We start from the raw sequence: 15,662 nt of genomic DNA on the forward strand, positions 1-15,662 counted from the left end.
GGGGATCGCGCATTGCGCTGCTCATTGCTGCGCAAACCGCCGAGAGGCCACCGCAGCGCCACCCTTCGGGCCGCGCGGATGGGCCCAGATACCGGGACAAACACCCGCCCTCCAAAGCGCGCGACTGATCCGGGCGTGAAGTTAAATCTCAGCTCCGTGCTGAGACAGATGGGCGCGCAGAGCGGATCGCAGCGTCTCGGCGCGCGGGCCGGGTACGCAAAGGCCAAAGCCCGAAGCGCCCCGACAGTAAAGCAGCACATCCATCCCGAACATCAGCCGCACAACCGAGGGAGAGGGCTGATCGGGCCTCGCGACGCCGCCGCGTTTCAGCAAACCCAAGGTCCGGTCCCCGTCAAGATGGAACATCGCATAGCCGTCGGTCATCTCCGAGATCGCAAGACCCGCCTCGGCATCCCAGCCCGGCAGGCGATCGGGGCCGCCGACCTCAAGGATCCGGTCGCGCCGCAGACAAAGCGCGAACTGTTCCGAGGTCACCTGATCGGGCCAGCCGATCAGCGGCAAGGCGCTTGCCCGGCGCGCTTGCACCCCGCTGATCAGGGTCAGCCGGGTGGGGCGGACACGAGTGACATGCAGCCCGTCCTGCGCCAGTACCTTGGGGTCTGAGGCCGGAGCATCCCATTTCAGACGATCGTCACGCATCCAGCCGCGCCCCTTGGCGGTCAAACGCGCAGGCTGCGGTGATCGTGGCGCTGCGCGTCTCATCCATATGCCAAATCGTCACCTCTTCGCCCAAGCGGGCATGGCCTCCGGCAATCAGCGCCATCGCAATGGGCCTGCCCAAGATAGGGCTGTCATAGCTGGACGTGACATAGCCTTGAGACGCGGGCCTTTCCCCACCCGTCACAATATGGGCGCCGGTGGGCAGTGCCGGGGCGCCCTCCTCCACGGCGAGGCCCACCAGTTGCCTGCGGTCGGAGGCGTTTGCGGTCGCCGTATGCAGGCTGCGGTCGCCGACAAAGGCGGCCTTCTTTTTCTCACGTGGCCCGGTAAAGCCCAGATCGTGGGGCATCGTCTCGCCATCGGTGTCCTTGCCGACCATGATATAGCCCTTCTCGGCCCTCAGAACCGACAGCGCCTCGACCCCGATGGGGCCACCGCCGCGCCCCTCCGCCGCCTCCTTCACCGCCTGCCAGAGCGCAAGCGCGCTGCCTGTGGGGACCGACATCTCGTAACTGGTATCGCCGGTGAAGCTGACCCGCGCGATGCGCAGCGGGCGGCCCGCGAAGATCGCGTCGCAAAAACTCATATGCGGAACATCCTGCACCGGCAGATCCAGCGCCCGCATCACCCTGCGCGCCTCGGGGCCGGTCACCGTGATGGTTGCCCAATGGGCGGTACAGTCATGCACAAAGATCCGGTCGGGGTCGTTGCCATCCTGCCGCCAGCTCTCCAGCAGAGCGGTCACGCCATCCACATGCGACGACGAACACGAGATCACGAAATGATCCGCCGCAACCCGCGCAATCACCCCGTCATCATAAACCACGCCGCCTTCGGTCAGCATCAGACCATATCGGATCCGCCCAGGTTTGAGGGTGCGGATGGTGTTGTAATAGATGAAATTCACGAAGGCTTCGGCATCCGGGCCCATCACTTCGATCTTACCCAGGGGCGAGGCGTCAAGGACACCGACTGTCTGCCGCGCCATCAGCGCCTCGTCCCGGATCGCCTGCGTCATGGGGTTTTCGCCATACCAGGCGGGCCGCAGCCAGCCGCCATATTCACCCAACGCCGCACCCGCCGCACGGTGCTGCGGTTCGAGCGCCAGCCGTTTGAGCGGGTGGAACTGCTGGCCGCGATTGGTCCCGTGATAAAGCTCCATCGGCACCGGCACGAAGGGCGGGCGGAAGGTGGTGGTGCCCACTTCGGGGATCGGTCGGCCCTGGATCGCGGCCATCGCCGCAAGCCCTGCCATATTCGAGGTCTTGCCCTGATCCGAAGCCATGCCCAGCGTGGTGTAGCGTTTCAGATGCTCGACGGAGGTATAGTTTTCGCGCGCAGCCTGTTCCACATCCTTGAGCGTGACATCGTGCTGAAAGTCGATCCATTGCCGTCCTTCGCCGCCCGGTTCGGGCCAGTGCGGCGCGATATGATAGCGCGTGCGGGGCTGCGGCAGGGGTGTGCCAGTGGCAACGCAGCCCGCCTCCTCCACCGCGTGATCGAGATCGAAGGTGCCATTGGCGGCTCCCACTGCGGCCATGCCTTCTGGCGGATCGCCCGGCAGGAAGGCCGACAGCGCGTCGGACCAGCGCAGCTTGCCGCCCGCGTGGCGCCACAGGTGCACCAGCGGCGTCCACCCGGCAGAGGCCAGAAGCACATCCGCGTCATAGCGGTAGCGGCCATGGCGCACCGCCTCCAACCCCTTGCGGCCGATGCCTTGCAGGGGTCTGGCGGTCGGATCATAGCGGCGCACGGTGGCGCCCGCGGCTTCCAGCCGCTCGGCGGCCAGATCGCCAAAACTGGTGTTGGAGGCCAGGGCAATTTTTTGCCCCACCAGCACGCCGTGGCGGCCCAGAAATTCCAGACCGGCCTCGACGGCCATGATCCCCGGCAGATCGTTATTGGCGAATGTCAGCGGTCGGTCGGTGGCGCCTGCCGCCAGAATGGCGCGCCGCACCCGCATCCGCCAGAGGCGCGGCGCCTTGGCAAATCCGCGATCCTCGCTCAGTGCCACCAGCCCGTGATCGTAGACGCCATAAGCGGTGGTGCCGGTCAGAATGCGCCCGCCTGCGGCCTCAATGGCATGCCTTTGTTCGGCAACCCAGGCAACCGGCGGCTGACCGTCCACCGGTGTGCCGCGCCGGTACAGGCCGCCCCCCAGCTCGGGATGATCCTCGACCAGCAGCACGCCCTGCCCCGCCTCGGCCGCAGCGCGCGCAGCACTCAACCCCGCAGCCCCACCGCCCACCACCAGAAGATCGCAGACATCGTCCACCCGATCGGTGACGTGCCCCTCGATCCCGGACATCTCCAGCGCGCCCAGACCGGCCATCTTGCGGATCGACGGCTCGAAAAGATGCCAGTTCGGCCACATGAAGGTCTTGTAGTAAAACCCCGCCCCCAGCCAGCGGTGAAAAAGATCGAGCCCGCCTTTGATATCGTGCGCAGCACTGGGCCAGGCATTGACCGCGCGGGCGCTCATCCCGTTGACCAGCGCGGTGGTCGTGGCCGGGCAATTGGGCAGCTCATCGCGCCCCAGCCGGACGTTCATCATCGCGTTGGGATCGTCGAACCACGCGCCCCACGGCCCGCGCGGGCGGTGATACTTGAAACTGCGCCCCAGGATACGCACCCCATTGGCCAAAAGCGCCGAGGCCAGGGTATCGCCCGGATGGCCTGTGTAATTCCTCCCGTCAAAGCTGAAATTCAGCCGTGCGGCCCGGTCGATCAGACCGCCCGCCTCGATCCTTCGCCCGGTCATGCCGGATCCTGTCTGAGCGGGGTCGCTCGCAATACCGCCATGGTGACGCTGTCGCGTTCCAGCACAAAGAGCTCGGCACAGGTCAGATGCACCCAGACCTCACGTACCGGGCCTTTGTCGTTGCGCTGCGCATAAAGATACGTGGCCCATTCCGCGTCCGAGACCGCCCCGGTGGTGTCGGGCCGGGACTTGCCCGCCTCCGCGGCAAAGTGGAACTCCCGCTCGTCGCGGTCGCCGCAAAAGGGACAGGGGAAAAGCTGCATCTGTCCTCTCCTAATGCGCGATGCCCCAGGCGGCACCCTCGTCGATCAGACGCCCCGCCGCGAAGCGGTCCGGATCGAAGGGGCGGCTGATCTCGTGATGACGGCCTTCGGCCAGAAGATGCGCGAAAAGATACCCGCCAGCCGGGATCGCCTTGAACCCGCCGGTGCCCCAGCCGCAATTGATGTAAAGCCCCTCGATCCCTGCCGGACCGATCAATGGCGAGCTGTCGGGGGTCACGTCCACGATCCCCGCCCAGTGGCGCAGGAGTTTGACCTTGCCCAGCATCGGCGCCATCTCGATCAGGCCCGACAGGACCGCCTCCTGCATCGGCAGATTGCCGCGCTGGCCATAGGACGGCACCCGGTCCAACCCGCCGCCGATCACCAGACCGCCCTTGTCGGACTGGCTGAAATAGGTGCCATAGGCGGGCGAAAACGCCACCGTGTCGATCACTGGTTTGAGCGGTTCGGACACGAAGGCCTGCAACGCATAGGAATGGAGCGGCAGGCGCTGCCCTGCCATCCCCGCAATGACCGAGGAATGGCCCGCCGCCGCCGCACCGACAACACCGGCCCTGATGCGTCCGCGCGTGGTCTCGACACCTGTAACACGCCCCGCCTCGACGATCAGATCGGTGACCTCGCAATTCTGGAGGATATCCACGCCCAGCCGGTCGGCGGCCCGGGCATAGCCCCAGGCCACCGCGTCGTGCCGACCGGTGCCCGCCCGCCCCTGCCAGACCGCGCCGTGGATCGGATAGCGCGCCTGCGGGCTGAAATTCAGCAAAGGCGCGCGTTTGCGCACACCATCCGCCTCCAGCAGCTCGGCATCCGCACCGTTCAGCCGCATCGCGTTGGTGTGGCGCGCGGCCATCTCCATCTCATGCTCGGAATGGGCCATCACCAGCATGCCGCGCTGCGAGAACATCACGTTATAGTTCAGCTCTTTCGACAGCCCCTCGTAAAGCCGCACCGACAGGTCATAAAGCGCCACGCTTTCGGGATAGAAGTAGTTCGAGCGGATCACGGTGGTGTTGCGCCCGGTATTGCCGCCGCCCAGCCAGCCCTTGTCCAGAACCGCGACATTGCGCAGCCCGTGCCGCTTGGCCAGGTAATAGGCGGTGGCAAGCCCGTGACCGCCTGCCCCGATAAGGATCACATCATATGCGGGTTTAGGATCGGGCGACCGCCAAGCCTGCCTCCAGCCGCGCCCGCCGCGCAGGCCTTCGCGCAGAATCGAGAATGCGGAATAGGTCGAAGTCATCAGCGCAGCCACCAGCACAGAGCGTCGTGACGGTAGCAACGAACCCGGTTATGTTCAATGCTGTACGTAATCTGGAGAGGCCCGTGACCGATCCCCGCAAACCCCGCATGCGTGGCCCCACGCGCACCACACGACAAGACTGGCTGATGGCCGCGCTCGACACGCTGATCTGCGAAGGGGTGGAGAACGTCAAAATCCTCACGCTCGCACGGAAACTGGACTGCGCGCGCTCCAGTTTTTACTGGTACTTCAAGAACCGGTCGGAACTCTTGAATGCGCTGCTTGAGCATTGGGCGACCTCCAACACCAAGGTCATCGTCGAAAGCGCCAGCGCAGAGGCCGAGACGATCAATTTCGCCCTCTCCCGGCTTTATGCCAGTTGGGTGCGCGAGGACCGGTTCGACACGCAGCTTGATTTCGCGATCCGCGACTGGGCCCGCCGGTCGGGCCGCGTGCGGCGCGCGGTGAGTGCTGGCGATTCTGCCCGGATGGAGGCGCTCGCGTCGATGTTCCGCCGGTTCGGCTATGATCCGGCCGAGGCCACGGTGCGCGCCCAGATCGTCTATTTCACTCAGCTTGGCTATGCCCTTCTCGATCAGCGCGAGAGCCGGGAGACGCGGGCCGCGCGCGCGCGCGAATATCTTTTGTGCATGACCGGTCAGACACCCACCGAGGCCGAGGTGGCGTCCCTCATTGCCGCCGACCCCGCCAGGGCGCCGGAGCGTTGAGGTATCGCACCGCTTGCGGCGCGTCCGATTGCGCGAAATGGCAACAATTGCCAGTTCAATTATAGGCACACTTGCAAAGAGGGCCCACGCCCTCGACACTGGCCGTCCAAAACATTCTGCAACACGAGGCGGCATATGGAAATCCACTCGATGCCGGGGCATCTGATCCGGCGGCTCAACCAGATCTCGGTCGCACTGTTCTCGGAACATATGGCGCGGGCTGGACTGAACCTGACACCGGTACAATACGCCGCCCTTGTGGCGGTGTCCGATCATCCCGGCATCGATCAGGCGACGGTGGCGGGGCTTGTGGCTTATGACCGTGCAACATTGGGCAAGGTGATCGATCGGCTGGAGGCGCGCGGCCTGATGGCACGCACCACCTCTCCGCGCGATCGGCGGGCCAAGGCGCTGACCCTGACCGACGCGGGCGCGGCGTTGCTGGAGACCGCGCGCCCCAAGGTGCAGGCGCTGCAACCTGACATCCTCGCCGGTCTGGACGAGACGGAATGCAAGATTTTTCTGGCCCTTCTCGAAAAGATCACGATGGCTGGAAACACGTTGAGCCGTGCGCCACTGAAACCCCTGACGCGCTAGGGGTCGATGCGGCGCCGTTCAGGGCGCGCCGTCCACCGGCTCAAACGGCGCGATCAGCTCGGGACCGCTGGCCCGATTGGAGTTTACCGCGGGGCCTACCCGATGAAAGACCAGCGTGGCCTCAGCCCCCGGCACCATCAGACGCGCCGCACCTTTGCCCGCCTCCCCCAGCCACAAGGGCCAGTCCTGCGGCTCCAGGATAAGCGGCATCCGATGATGGAGCTGCGACATATGCCGATTGGCGGGTGTGGTCACGATGGCACAGGTGGGCATCGTCTCTCCCCCAGCTCCCCAGCGTTGCCAGACCCCGGCAAAGACCACCGGTGCCTCATCGCTGCGCCGGATGTACCATGGCAGCCGAGCGCCATCGGGCGTTTTGGTCCACTCATAAAACCCCGTGGCGACGATCAGACAGCGCCTTGCGCGGGCCGCCTCGCGGAAGGCGGGCTTGTCGGCAATCGTTTCGGACCGCGCGTTGATCAGCAGCGGACCGTCGGTTGGGGATTTGTACCAATGCGGCAGAAACCCCCAGCGCATCGCGCCCAAATGACGCGCGCCACGGGCGGCCACCACGACATGGGCCCGGTTGGTCGGACAGACGTTGAAATTGGGCACATCCGGCATGTCATTGGCCGGATGCGCCTCAAAAAGCTGGGCCATCGCATCATGGGGCAGCGTTACGGCATATCGTCCACACATGGCCAGAGATTACCCCGATTGCGCCGAAAGGCCAGTGGCGCAAAGGCGGCTCTTGTTGGCCGCAGCGGAAACAACGTATGACGGTCAAATGACAGACCTCTCGACCTTGAACACCGCGCTTGACCTTCTCAACAAAGGTCAGTTCAAACGCGCCTTACAGCTCTCGAAATCCGGGATGCGCACCGCGCCCAAAGATGCGCGTTTTGCCAATCTGGCAGGCATGGCCCTGAGCCAGAGCGGCAAGCCCCGCGAAGGGGCGCAATATTTTGCCAGGGCGCTAAAGAGTGATCCCGCCTCGCCGGCTTACCAGGACAATCTGGTGACCGCGCTTGTTCAGTCAGGCCAACACGACAAGGCCCAGGACCTGATCATCCGGCTTTTGAAGAAATGGCCGGGCCGGGGCACGCTTTGCTATCAACTCGCCATGCTGGAGTTGCAGCGGGCAAGACCGGACCAGGCGCTGGACGCGGCAAATCAGGCGATTAATGCCGAAGCTGCCGCGCGCGACGCAAATGTGCCCAATGCCACCCAGGCGCTCAGCCGGGCCTATAACCTGCGCGGCGTGGTGCATGACGCACTCGGAGATGAGGACGCGGCCTGCGCCGATTATCAGCAAGCCCTCGACCTCAATCCCGACAATGTCGAGGCCCTCAGCAACATCGCCCTGCCGCTTGCGCGCAGATTGCAGCCGGATGCGGCAATTGCCGCGCTGGAAAAGGCTCTGAGCCTGATGCCCATGCATCTCAACGCGCTGCACCGCTATGGCCTTCAGCTCAATGAGCTGGGGCGCAGTGACGAGGCGATACGTGCGTTTGAGAGCGTCCTGAACCTCAGCCCATACCATGCCGAAACGCTGCGTCTGCGCGCGTCCCTCGCGTCAGCGGAGGAGGTCAGCGCACTCAAACCCCGGCTGGAAGCGGCCTATGCCAAGGTCAAAAGCAAATCGCTTGAGCATGCGAGCATCGGATTTGGTCTGGCGCATCTTGCCGAGAAATCCGGCGATCATCCCGAGGTCCAGCGCCGCTATAAGACCGCTAACGCGCACGCCGCCGCCTTGCGTCCCTATGACCTGCCCAGGCAACGGCAGGTCGAAGAGCGCATCGAGCGGCTGTTCGCGGCAGGCGCGCCCACCATCCAGGCCGCACCCACGCCCGGCCCGCGTCTGATGTTTGTGATCGGTCAACCCCGCTCCGGCACAACCCTGACGGAACGGATCCTAGCCGGCCATCCCGATGTCGTGGGTCTGGGAGAGCAGGCAGCCGTGGGGCGGCTGGCGCATCCGTTTTTGGCCGAAGAGGTCGCCTTTGACACACAGGCGGCGCACGCGTTTGCCGTTGCCTATCGCGCGTCTCTGCCACGGATCGAACCGGCAGCCCCTGCCCTCGTCGACAAGATGCCCGCAAATTACAAATACGCAGGTTTTATCCTCAGCGCCTTTCCCGATGCGGTCGTGATCCACACCGCGCGCGATCCCCGCGATGTGGCCTGGTCGATGTGGCGCACCTGGTTCCCCGGAGCGCCGATGAACTATGTCTTTGACCAGACCGCAATGGCAGCCGAGGCCAACGCCTATGCGCGCTATATGCGGCTTTGGTCCGAGCGGTTTCCGGCACGGATCCACACAATCGCCTATGAGGAGATCGTCTCCGATATCGACGCCGCCAGCCACCGGTTGGCGAAGATCTGCGACCTGGACTGGAGCGCCGAAATGGCCGCACCGGAGCGCAACGCCGCCCCGATCCGCACGGCCAGCGTGACCCAGGCGCGCGCCCCGGTACACGACCGGTCGGTCGGGGGCTGGCGTGTTTATGAAGAGGCACTCGGCCCCTTCATCGACGCTCTGGATCCCGACCTCTGGCCCGATCTCGACTAAGCCTTATCTGCGGCTGATCCGGCCATCCGTGTAGGGCTGGTAGGGCGCATATTCCGCCAGATACTCGGCCGTTACATCCGCCAGATCGGGACCATAATCATAGGCGTTCTTGTCATCGCCCGAGAACATGGCATAGCCGTCGCCACCATTGCGGACATAGTTGTTGGAGACCACGCCATAGATCCGCGCGGGATCAAGCGACACGAACGCGTCGCCCTCGGCCACCTCGACCGAAACGATCCGGGCACCGGGCTCCGCCGCGGCGTCCCAGACAAAGCGCAATCCGGCCACCTGCGGGAACCGGCCGGCCCCCTCTTCGACCTGGCTCACACCGTTCTCCAGTGCCTCGACGATCACCGCACCCGACACCTGAAAGGTCGAAAGCGTGTTCTGGAAGGGCAGAACCGTCAGCACTTCGCCCATCGTCACCTCGCCTGCGTCGATGGAGGCGCGGATACCGCCGCCGTTCTGGATGGCGATCTGGATGCCCTGATCCGCCACCCGCGCCAGCATCGCATCGGCAATCAGATTGCCCATCGTGCATTCCTCGGCGCGGCACACCGCCCGGTCACCGCCCAGCGGCACCGCCGTCTCGGCAACGACACGGTTGCGGATCTCGTCCAGCGGACCGGCAAGCTCGCCCAACCGCGCGACAACAGTCGCATCTTCGGAAACCGCCGCATCCATGATCAGCGGATCGCCCACGGCCTCGGTCACGATGCCCGCATCGTCGAATGTGACGCTCAACTCACCCAGAAACTTGCCATAGGCATAGGCCTGCACGATCGCCACGCCGTTCACCATGGTGGGATACGGACCCTGCGCGCCGTCATGGGTGTTGCTGAGCAGCGTGTTTGAGTGCCCGCCCACGATCACATCGACGCCGGTCGTCTCGGCAGCGACACGCTGATCCACGCCAAAGCCCGAATGGCTGAGCACGATGATCTTGGTCACGCCATCGGCGGTCAGCCGGTCGACTTCGCCCTGCACGGCAGGCACCGGATCGGAAAAGGTGATGTTGGGGCCCGGGCTGGCCAATTCATCGGTGTCTTCGGGGGTCAGACCGATCAGGCCGATCCGTGCGCCGCCGCGTTCGATCACCGTGGATTTCAGGATCTTGCCTGCCAAAAGCTCCTCGCCAGAGACATCGGCATTCGACATCAGCACCGGAAACTGCACCGCATCCATAAAGCCGCGCAGCACCTCTGGCCCGTCATCAAACTCGTGATTGCCGACGGTCATCGCGTCGTACCCCATGAGGTTCATCATCTCGGCCGCGACCTGGCCCTTGTAGTAGGTGTAATAGAGCGTGCCCTGAAACTGATCCCCGCCATCGACGAGGATGGAGTTTTGGGCACGTGCCCGCGCCTCGCGAATGGCGGTGATCAGCCGGGCCGAGCCGCCGAAACACTTGCCTTCGGCGTTGTCCTCCGCCTTGCAGCCGCTGTCAAAGCGGTTGATCGGCTCAAACCGGGCATGAAAATCGTTGGTGTGCAGAATGGTCAGCGTGTAATCGGCCTGCGCTGCGGCGGCACTCAGCACGAGTGCGGCCGTGGCTGTCATCAGGGACTTCAGCATTGGGGATCTCCTCTTTGACATTCCCTGCCATGCTGCGCCTTTGACCGACACCTGTCAAAGATCTTGACCCCTGACCCCGCGACAAGCGGATTCTGATACGGGCTTTCGCCGGTTGGCCCGGCCGACCCGAGCCGCCCATGGTTTGGCGATGGCGCCGGTCTTGCCAGGGTCTGCTCCCGAATGCCGCGGCCTTGGGTCACTGCCAATGACCTGCGCCAATCAGGGGCCGCATAGATCGCTTGACCGCTCCTCGCGTCCAAGGCATCAGGCTCATATGCTGATATACAAGATTTTCCGGGCCGATGAATGGAGCGCGTTTCGCGCGGCGGGCGAGACGCGCGGCGCACCTATCGACCTCCAGGATGGCTATATCCATTTCTCCACCGCCGCCCAGGTGACCGAGACCGCAGCCAAGCATTTCGCGGGGGCCGAGGGGCTGATGCTGCTTGCCCTGGAAGCCGACACGCTGGGCGACACGCTGATATGGGAGCCGTCACGCGGCGGCGCGCTTTTTCCGCATCTCTACCGTCCGATGCGGCTGACCGAGGTGCATTGGGCGCACCCTTTGCCGCTGGTGGATGGGGTGCATCAGTTTCCCGAGGGGGTCACCAATGGCCATGTCGATCCCACCCGCGCACAGTTCGAGGCGTTCAAGGGGTTGGACCGGGACCATCCCATCGAGATGCTCAACCTCGTCAGGCTGCGCGATCTCGCGTGCTATCCTGAGGGGCATGCGTTGGCTCAGGATGGCCTTACCGGCGCTGCGGCCTATGCCCGCTATGGTGCCGAAAGCGGCCCAGTTTTGGCCCGTGTCGGCGGCACGATCCTGTGGCGCGGCGGCTATGAGACGATGCTGATCGGCCCGGAATCCGAGGTTTGGGATCACGTCTTTGTCGCGCGCTATCCGACAACGCATGCGTTTTTGCAAATGGTCACCGACCCCGAATATCAGCGCGCGGTCGTACATCGGCAGGCGGGTGTAGTAACCTCGCGCCTGATACGCTGCGCCCCAGCCGATGCGGGCCTGTCGTTCGGATGAAGGGGCTTTTGGAAAAGGCCGGTCTGGTGTTGTTGCACAATATGGACCCCGAGGCCGCGCATGGCGCCTCCATCAAGGCTCTGAAACTGGGGGTGGCACCGAGGCCGGGGCCCGTGCAATCCCCTCGCCTTGCCACGGATCTTGCCGGTCTCGCCCTGCCCAACCCGGTGGGGCTCGCCGCCGGGTTCGACAAGAATGCCGAGGCACTAGGGCCGCTTTCCCAAGCAGGCTTTGGGTTCATCGAGGTCGGCGCCGCCACGCCGCGCGCCCAGCCCGGCAATCCGCGCCCGCGCCTTTTCCGACTGAGCGAGGATCGCGCCGCGATCAACCGCTTTGGGTTTAACAATGACGGGATGGACGCTATCGCCACCCGGCTGGCCCGGCGCCCGCGCGACGCGGTGATCGGCCTCAATCTGGGGGCCAACAAGGACAGCACCGACCGTGCGGGCGATTTCGCACAGGTGCTCGCGCGCTGCGGGCCGCTGGTGGATTTCGCGACCGTCAACGTCTCCTCTCCCAACACCGAAAAGCTGCGCGATCTTCAGGGGCGCGACGCTCTGGCCGCCCTTCTGGGCAATGTGATCGACACCCGCAACCGGCTGGAGCGGCGCGTGCCGATCTTTCTCAAGATCGCACCGGATCTGACGGCGGAAGAGCTGGCCGATATCGCAGCCGTCGCCAATGAGGCCCGCGTCGATGCAATCATCGCGACCAATACGACGCTGTCGCGGGACGGGCTCAGAAGCCTCTCTCGCGGCGAATCCGGCGGGCTTTCGGGACAACCGCTTTTTGATCGTTCCACCCGTGTGCTGGCACGGCTCTCGACGCTGACGGAAATCCCGTTGGTCGGCGTGGGGGGAGTTGGTTCGGCCGAACAGGCCTATGCCAAGATCCGGGCCGGGGCGACCGCCGTGCAGCTTTACACCGCGCTGGTCTATGGCGGGCTTTCGCTGGCGGGCCGGATCGTGCGCGGGCTCGACGATCTGCTGGCCCGCGACGGGTTCGCAACGGTGGCGGATGCCGTGGGCACCGGGAAAGAGGACTGGTTATGATCACACTCTGGCACAATCCGCGCTGCTCGAAATCGCGGCAGGCACTGGCGTTGCTGGAAGAGGCGAGCGCCCAGGTATCGGTGCGCCGGTATCTTGAGGAATCGCCCACGCTGGACGAACTGCGCGCGGTTCACGCGTCGATGGGCGCGCCACCGGTGATTGCCATGATGCGCACAGGCGAGGCAGAGTTCAAAGCCGCCGGTCTGGGCAAAACCGATGACGATGAGACCTTGCTGCACGCCATGGCCGCGCATCCCAAACTGATCGAACGGCCCGTCGCGATCCGCGGCGACCGCGCGGTTCTGGGCCGACCGCCCGAACGGGTTCTGGAGCTGCTTTAGGCCACCCGCGCCTCGATCCGTGGGTAGCGCAAACCCAAGGTCATGCCGCGCGCCACGAATGAGATGATCAGCGCCAGCCACAGCCCATGATTGCCCATCACCGGAATCAGGGTAAAGACGGCCAGCCAGTAGATTACAAAGCTGATGACCATCATGTTGCGCATATCCCGTGTCTGGGTCGCGCCGATGAAGATCCCGTCGAACATCCAGGCCCAGACGCCCAGGATCGGGGCCATCACCATCCAGATCAGATAAATGCGCGCCTCCGCCTGAACCTCGGGCGCCTTGGCCATCGTGTCGATCAGCCAGCCGCCGCCCAGCGCGAAGGCCACCATCAGGATCAGCACGACGATGACCCCCCAGCCGGTGGTCAGAACCGCGCTGCGCCGCAGATCGCCCAGATGGCGGGCACCCAGGGCCTGACCCACGAGCGCCTCGGCGGCAAAGGCAAAGCCATCCAGCGCATAGGCCGTGATGTAAAGAAACTGGAGCAGCACCTGATTGGCCGCCAGCGTCACATCGCCGAAATCGGCGCCGATGAACAGAAACGAGGTAAAGATGATCTGCAACAAGAGCGACCGGATCAGGATATCGGTATTGACCGACACCATGTTTTTGATCCGCGCCCCGTCGAACACACGCGGCCAGTCGCGCCAGCGCGGTGTGGCGAACGCCCCGCGACAAAGCCACAGAGCAAGCGCCGCGCCGGACCATTCGGCGATGAATGTGGCAATCGCCACGCCCTGCACGCCCCAGCCCAGCCCCAGAACGAACCACAGGTTCAAAACGATGTTCAGACCGTTCATCCAAAGCTGGATGACAAGCACGGCCCGTGTGCGCTCCTGCGCGATCAGCCAGCCGGTGATCCCGTAAAGCGCAATCGCGGCAGGCGCGGACCAGACGCGGATGGTCATATAGTCGCGTGCCAGCTCTTCGACCGCGGCACTGCCGGGCGAAATCGCGAGCGCCGCCGCAAAAAGCGGCCATTGCAACACGATCAGGGCCGCGCCAAAGCCCAGTCCCGCCATCAGCACCCGCGTCAGCAGGGCCGAGACCTCGCCCGCATCCGCCGCCCCCAGCGCCTGAGAGGTCAGCCCCACGGTACCCATGCGCAAGAACCCGAACATCCAGTAGATCGAGGTCAGGATGATCGCGCCCAGCCCCACCGCGCCGATGGGCGCGGCCTCGCCCATCTGGCCCACCACGCCGGTATCCACGGCGCCCAGGATTGGAACGGTGGCGTTGGACAGAACAATCGGCAGGGCGATGCTCAGAACCCGCCGGTGACCCAGCGGCGCGCGCGAGGCGGCCTCGGCCATGCTACCGCTTGTCCCGGGGCATCAGAAAGTGACCGGTGGCCTGGGCAAACCGCTTTTCGCGGTGATCCTGCCAGCCTTCGACATGCACGCTGGCATAGCGCCGCCCCGACCGCGACACCATTGCGCGCGCATAGGCGTCCCGCGGCAGGCCCGAGCGCAGGTAGTCCACGGTGAAATCAATGGTCTTGGGCAGGCGCGGCAGATTGCCCGCTGCCATCTGGTCGGGGTCGATGGCGCCGCTCTCGATATCCTGCCACAGATAGCTCCAGCTGAGTGTGATGACGGATGTGATCTCCAGAAATGCCGCTGTCACGCCGCCATGGATCGCGGGCAGGAACGGATTGCCGATCAGCTTGTCGTCAAACGGCAGAACGGCGGTCAGCTCATCCCCCCGGCGGTCGAACTGAACGCCCAGATACTTGATGTATGGCACCCCGTCCACCAGCGCCTTGAGCGCGGCATCGCGGCGTTGCTTGATCACCTGAACGGGTTCGGGTCGCGATCGTGCCATCAGCCGCCCTCCACCGTGAACGCGCCCGAGGCGGTGGCCACGGGCCGGTCGCTGTCGTCATCCGTCGCCGTGGCGCGCACAAAGGCGACCGAACGGGTGATGTGATAGCACGTGGCACGCGTGGTGATCGCCTGCCCCGGTGTGGCCGCGCGCATGTAATCGATCCTAAGATCGATCGTGGCGGTGCCCGCGGGCGAGGACGGATGGCTCATCACCGCGGCCCCGCAACAGGTGTCCATCAGTGCCGAGACCGCGCCGCCATGAATCACGCCGGTCTTGGGGTCACCCACGAACCGGTCATCATAGGCCATCGTGATCACTGCCGTGCCATCGCCGATTTCCGTCAGTTGCATGCCCAGCGCCCGCGAATGCGGGATCGCTTCGATGAACTGTCGCGCCAACTTGGCCTTATCTGCCATGGGGGGTCCTTTGCGTCGAGGTGCTGCCCCTATATGTTCCGTGACCGCGCGAAAGAGCAAGCCCACCTGTTGAACTCCCCCCGCGACGCGCTTACCCTTGGGTCGAGGAGAGGTGGCATGTCCGACAACCGTCTGACGTTCAAGGAAATGTGCGCGAAGTTCGATGTAACGCCGCGCACCTTGCGTTACTATGAATATATCGAGCTTTTGCAGCCCGATCGCGAGGGGCGGTCACGCTATTACGGCGCGCGCGAACAGGCCCGCATGGTGCTGATCATGCGCGGCCGCAAATTCGGCTTTCAGCTCGAAGAGATCCGGCAATGGCTGATGATCTATGAAAACGAGGGCAATGCCGCGCAGATGAACGCCTTTGTCGAGATGGCCGACCGCCAGATGAAAGAGCTTCAGGACCAGCAGCGCCAGCTGCAGGAGGCGATGGATGCGCTCAAATCCCTGCGCGATCAAACGGCGGCGGGGCTCGTCTGAGCCCTGCACAGCTCACCGCGCGGCCAGGTGCCAGGCGTCGGTAAGGCGCGG

Annotated in this window: 16 protein-coding genes and 1 pseudogene; 8 read left to right on the forward strand and 9 right to left on the reverse strand. The window is 64.8% G+C overall.

The annotated features are described in order from the left end of the window. Positions 1 to 141: 141 nt before the first annotated feature. From HEP69_RS20840 to HEP69_RS20855, 4 genes are read right to left on the reverse strand one after another with little or no spacing between them, the layout of a single operon-like run. Positions 142 to 660: a hypothetical protein gene (locus HEP69_RS20840; protein WP_290560439.1), complete on the reverse strand. Its 519-nt coding sequence runs from the start codon at positions 658 to 660 to the stop codon at positions 142 to 144. Further along, on the reverse strand, positions 653 to 3,442 hold the full coding sequence (locus tag HEP69_RS20845; RefSeq protein ID WP_290560440.1) for a 2Fe-2S iron-sulfur cluster-binding protein: 2,790 nt from the start codon (positions 3,440 to 3,442) through the stop codon (positions 653 to 655). The genes HEP69_RS20840 and HEP69_RS20845 overlap by 8 nt, the downstream gene beginning before the upstream one ends. Then, positions 3,439 to 3,705: a sarcosine oxidase subunit delta gene (locus HEP69_RS20850; protein WP_290560441.1), complete on the reverse strand. Its 267-nt coding sequence runs from the start codon at positions 3,703 to 3,705 to the stop codon at positions 3,439 to 3,441. The genes HEP69_RS20845 and HEP69_RS20850 overlap by 4 nt, the downstream gene beginning before the upstream one ends. Before the next feature lie 10 nt (positions 3,706 to 3,715). Further along, positions 3,716 to 4,969, reverse strand: a complete 1,254-nt coding sequence (locus tag HEP69_RS20855; protein WP_290560442.1) for a sarcosine oxidase subunit beta family protein — start codon at positions 4,967 to 4,969, stop codon at positions 3,716 to 3,718. A gap of 83 nt (positions 4,970 to 5,052) precedes the next feature. On the opposite strand from HEP69_RS20855, the gene HEP69_RS20860 reads away from it, so the two are divergent. Both HEP69_RS20860 and HEP69_RS20865 read left to right on the forward strand, forming a co-directional pair. Beyond that, entirely contained in the window at positions 5,053 to 5,697 is a 645-nt protein-coding gene (locus tag HEP69_RS20860; RefSeq protein WP_290560443.1) for a TetR/AcrR family transcriptional regulator, read from the forward strand. Positions 5,698 to 5,832: 135 nt separating this feature from the next. Further along, positions 5,833 to 6,294, forward strand: coding sequence for a MarR family transcriptional regulator (locus HEP69_RS20865; RefSeq protein WP_290560444.1), 462 nt, complete (start codon positions 5,833 to 5,835; stop codon positions 6,292 to 6,294). An 18-nt stretch (positions 6,295 to 6,312) separates the two neighbouring features. Here the strand turns inward: HEP69_RS20865 and HEP69_RS20870 are convergent, their stop codons facing one another. Next, positions 6,313 to 6,993 carry an SOS response-associated peptidase gene (locus tag HEP69_RS20870; RefSeq protein ID WP_290560445.1) on the reverse strand — a complete coding sequence of 227 codons (681 nt, stop codon included), beginning with the start codon at positions 6,991 to 6,993 and terminating at the stop codon, positions 6,313 to 6,315. Between the two features lie 88 nt (positions 6,994 to 7,081). Between HEP69_RS20870 and HEP69_RS20875 the strand changes: the two genes are divergently transcribed. Next, positions 7,082 to 8,866, forward strand: a complete 1,785-nt coding sequence (locus HEP69_RS20875) for a tetratricopeptide repeat-containing sulfotransferase family protein (protein ID WP_290560446.1) — start codon at positions 7,082 to 7,084, stop codon at positions 8,864 to 8,866. Between the two features lie 3 nt (positions 8,867 to 8,869). On the opposite strand, the gene HEP69_RS20880 is transcribed toward HEP69_RS20875, so the two are convergent. After that, the gene (locus HEP69_RS20880) at positions 8,870 to 10,444 is read right to left on the reverse strand and encodes a bifunctional metallophosphatase/5'-nucleotidase (protein WP_290560447.1); all 1,575 of its coding nucleotides are present in this window, start codon (positions 10,442 to 10,444) and stop codon (positions 8,870 to 8,872) included. Between the two features lie 274 nt (positions 10,445 to 10,718). Here HEP69_RS20880 and HEP69_RS20885 point away from each other — a divergent pair. The 4 genes and pseudogenes from HEP69_RS20885 to arsC form a co-directional block, all read left to right on the forward strand. After that, positions 10,719 to 11,045, forward strand: a pseudogene (locus HEP69_RS20885) (DUF952 domain-containing protein); the annotation flags it as partial. Further along, positions 11,028 to 11,483: a DUF1330 domain-containing protein gene (locus HEP69_RS20890; protein ID WP_290560476.1), complete on the forward strand. Its 456-nt coding sequence runs from the start codon at positions 11,028 to 11,030 to the stop codon at positions 11,481 to 11,483. The pseudogene HEP69_RS20885 and the gene HEP69_RS20890, both read left to right, overlap by 18 nt. Continuing rightward, a complete protein-coding gene (locus HEP69_RS20895; protein WP_290560448.1) occupies positions 11,480 to 12,535 on the forward strand; it encodes a quinone-dependent dihydroorotate dehydrogenase in 1,056 nt (351 codons plus the stop codon). The genes HEP69_RS20890 and HEP69_RS20895 overlap by 4 nt, the downstream gene beginning before the upstream one ends. After that, positions 12,532 to 12,876: an arsenate reductase (glutaredoxin) gene (gene arsC / locus HEP69_RS20900; RefSeq protein WP_290560449.1), complete on the forward strand. Its 345-nt coding sequence runs from the start codon at positions 12,532 to 12,534 to the stop codon at positions 12,874 to 12,876. The genes HEP69_RS20895 and arsC overlap by 4 nt, the downstream gene beginning before the upstream one ends. Here the strand turns inward: arsC and HEP69_RS20905 are convergent. Genes HEP69_RS20905 through HEP69_RS20915 form a run of 3 tightly spaced genes read right to left on the reverse strand, consistent with a single transcriptional unit; the run spans position 12,873 to position 15,125 of the window. Then, the gene (locus HEP69_RS20905; RefSeq protein WP_290560450.1) at positions 12,873 to 14,195 is read right to left on the reverse strand and encodes an MATE family efflux transporter; all 1,323 of its coding nucleotides are present in this window, start codon (positions 14,193 to 14,195) and stop codon (positions 12,873 to 12,875) included. The genes arsC and HEP69_RS20905 overlap by 4 nt on opposite strands. A gap of 1 nt (position 14,196) precedes the next feature. Further along, the gene (locus tag HEP69_RS20910; protein WP_290560451.1) at positions 14,197 to 14,706 is read right to left on the reverse strand and encodes a PaaI family thioesterase; all 510 of its coding nucleotides are present in this window, start codon (positions 14,704 to 14,706) and stop codon (positions 14,197 to 14,199) included. Further along, complete coding sequence (locus tag HEP69_RS20915; RefSeq protein ID WP_290560452.1) at positions 14,706 to 15,125, reverse strand: PaaI family thioesterase; 420 nt, start codon at positions 15,123 to 15,125, stop codon at positions 14,706 to 14,708. Before HEP69_RS20915 ends, HEP69_RS20910 begins: the two co-directional genes overlap by 1 nt. Before the next feature lie 117 nt (positions 15,126 to 15,242). Here HEP69_RS20915 and HEP69_RS20920 point away from each other — a divergent pair, with 117 nt between their 5' ends. Next, on the forward strand, positions 15,243 to 15,611 hold the full coding sequence (locus HEP69_RS20920; protein WP_290560453.1) for a MerR family DNA-binding transcriptional regulator: 369 nt from the start codon (positions 15,243 to 15,245) through the stop codon (positions 15,609 to 15,611). Positions 15,612 to 15,662: the final 51 nt, after the last annotated feature.

The organism is Aestuariivita sp. (assembly GCF_021404545.1).
Taxonomy (GTDB): domain Bacteria; phylum Pseudomonadota; class Alphaproteobacteria; order Rhodobacterales; family Rhodobacteraceae; genus Aestuariivita.

Bases quoted from the DNA above. Each gene is read 5' to 3' on its own strand.
- HEP69_RS20840 (WP_290560439.1), bottom strand. From the start codon at position 660: ATGCGTGACGATCGTCTGAAATGGGATGCTCCGGCCTCAGACCCCAAG.
- HEP69_RS20845 (WP_290560440.1), bottom strand. From the start codon at position 3,442: ATGACCGGGCGAAGGATCGAGGCGGGCGGTCTGATCGACCGGGCCGCA.
- HEP69_RS20850 (WP_290560441.1), bottom strand. From the start codon at position 3,705: ATGCAGCTTTTCCCCTGTCCCTTTTGCGGCGACCGCGACGAGCGGGAG.
- HEP69_RS20855 (WP_290560442.1), bottom strand. From the start codon at position 4,969: ATGACTTCGACCTATTCCGCATTCTCGATTCTGCGCGAAGGCCTGCGC.
- HEP69_RS20865 (WP_290560444.1), top strand. From the start codon at position 5,833: ATGGAAATCCACTCGATGCCGGGGCATCTGATCCGGCGGCTCAACCAG.
- HEP69_RS20870 (WP_290560445.1), bottom strand. From the start codon at position 6,993: ATGTGTGGACGATATGCCGTAACGCTGCCCCATGATGCGATGGCCCAG.
- HEP69_RS20875 (WP_290560446.1), top strand. From the start codon at position 7,082: ATGACAGACCTCTCGACCTTGAACACCGCGCTTGACCTTCTCAACAAA.
- HEP69_RS20880 (WP_290560447.1), bottom strand. From the start codon at position 10,444: ATGCTGAAGTCCCTGATGACAGCCACGGCCGCACTCGTGCTGAGTGCC.
- HEP69_RS20895 (WP_290560448.1), top strand. From the start codon at position 11,480: ATGAAGGGGCTTTTGGAAAAGGCCGGTCTGGTGTTGTTGCACAATATG.
- arsC (WP_290560449.1), top strand. From the start codon at position 12,532: ATGATCACACTCTGGCACAATCCGCGCTGCTCGAAATCGCGGCAGGCA.
- HEP69_RS20905 (WP_290560450.1), bottom strand. From the start codon at position 14,195: ATGGCCGAGGCCGCCTCGCGCGCGCCGCTGGGTCACCGGCGGGTTCTG.
- HEP69_RS20910 (WP_290560451.1), bottom strand. From the start codon at position 14,706: ATGGCACGATCGCGACCCGAACCCGTTCAGGTGATCAAGCAACGCCGC.
- HEP69_RS20915 (WP_290560452.1), bottom strand. From the start codon at position 15,125: ATGGCAGATAAGGCCAAGTTGGCGCGACAGTTCATCGAAGCGATCCCG.
- HEP69_RS20920 (WP_290560453.1), top strand. From the start codon at position 15,243: ATGTCCGACAACCGTCTGACGTTCAAGGAAATGTGCGCGAAGTTCGAT.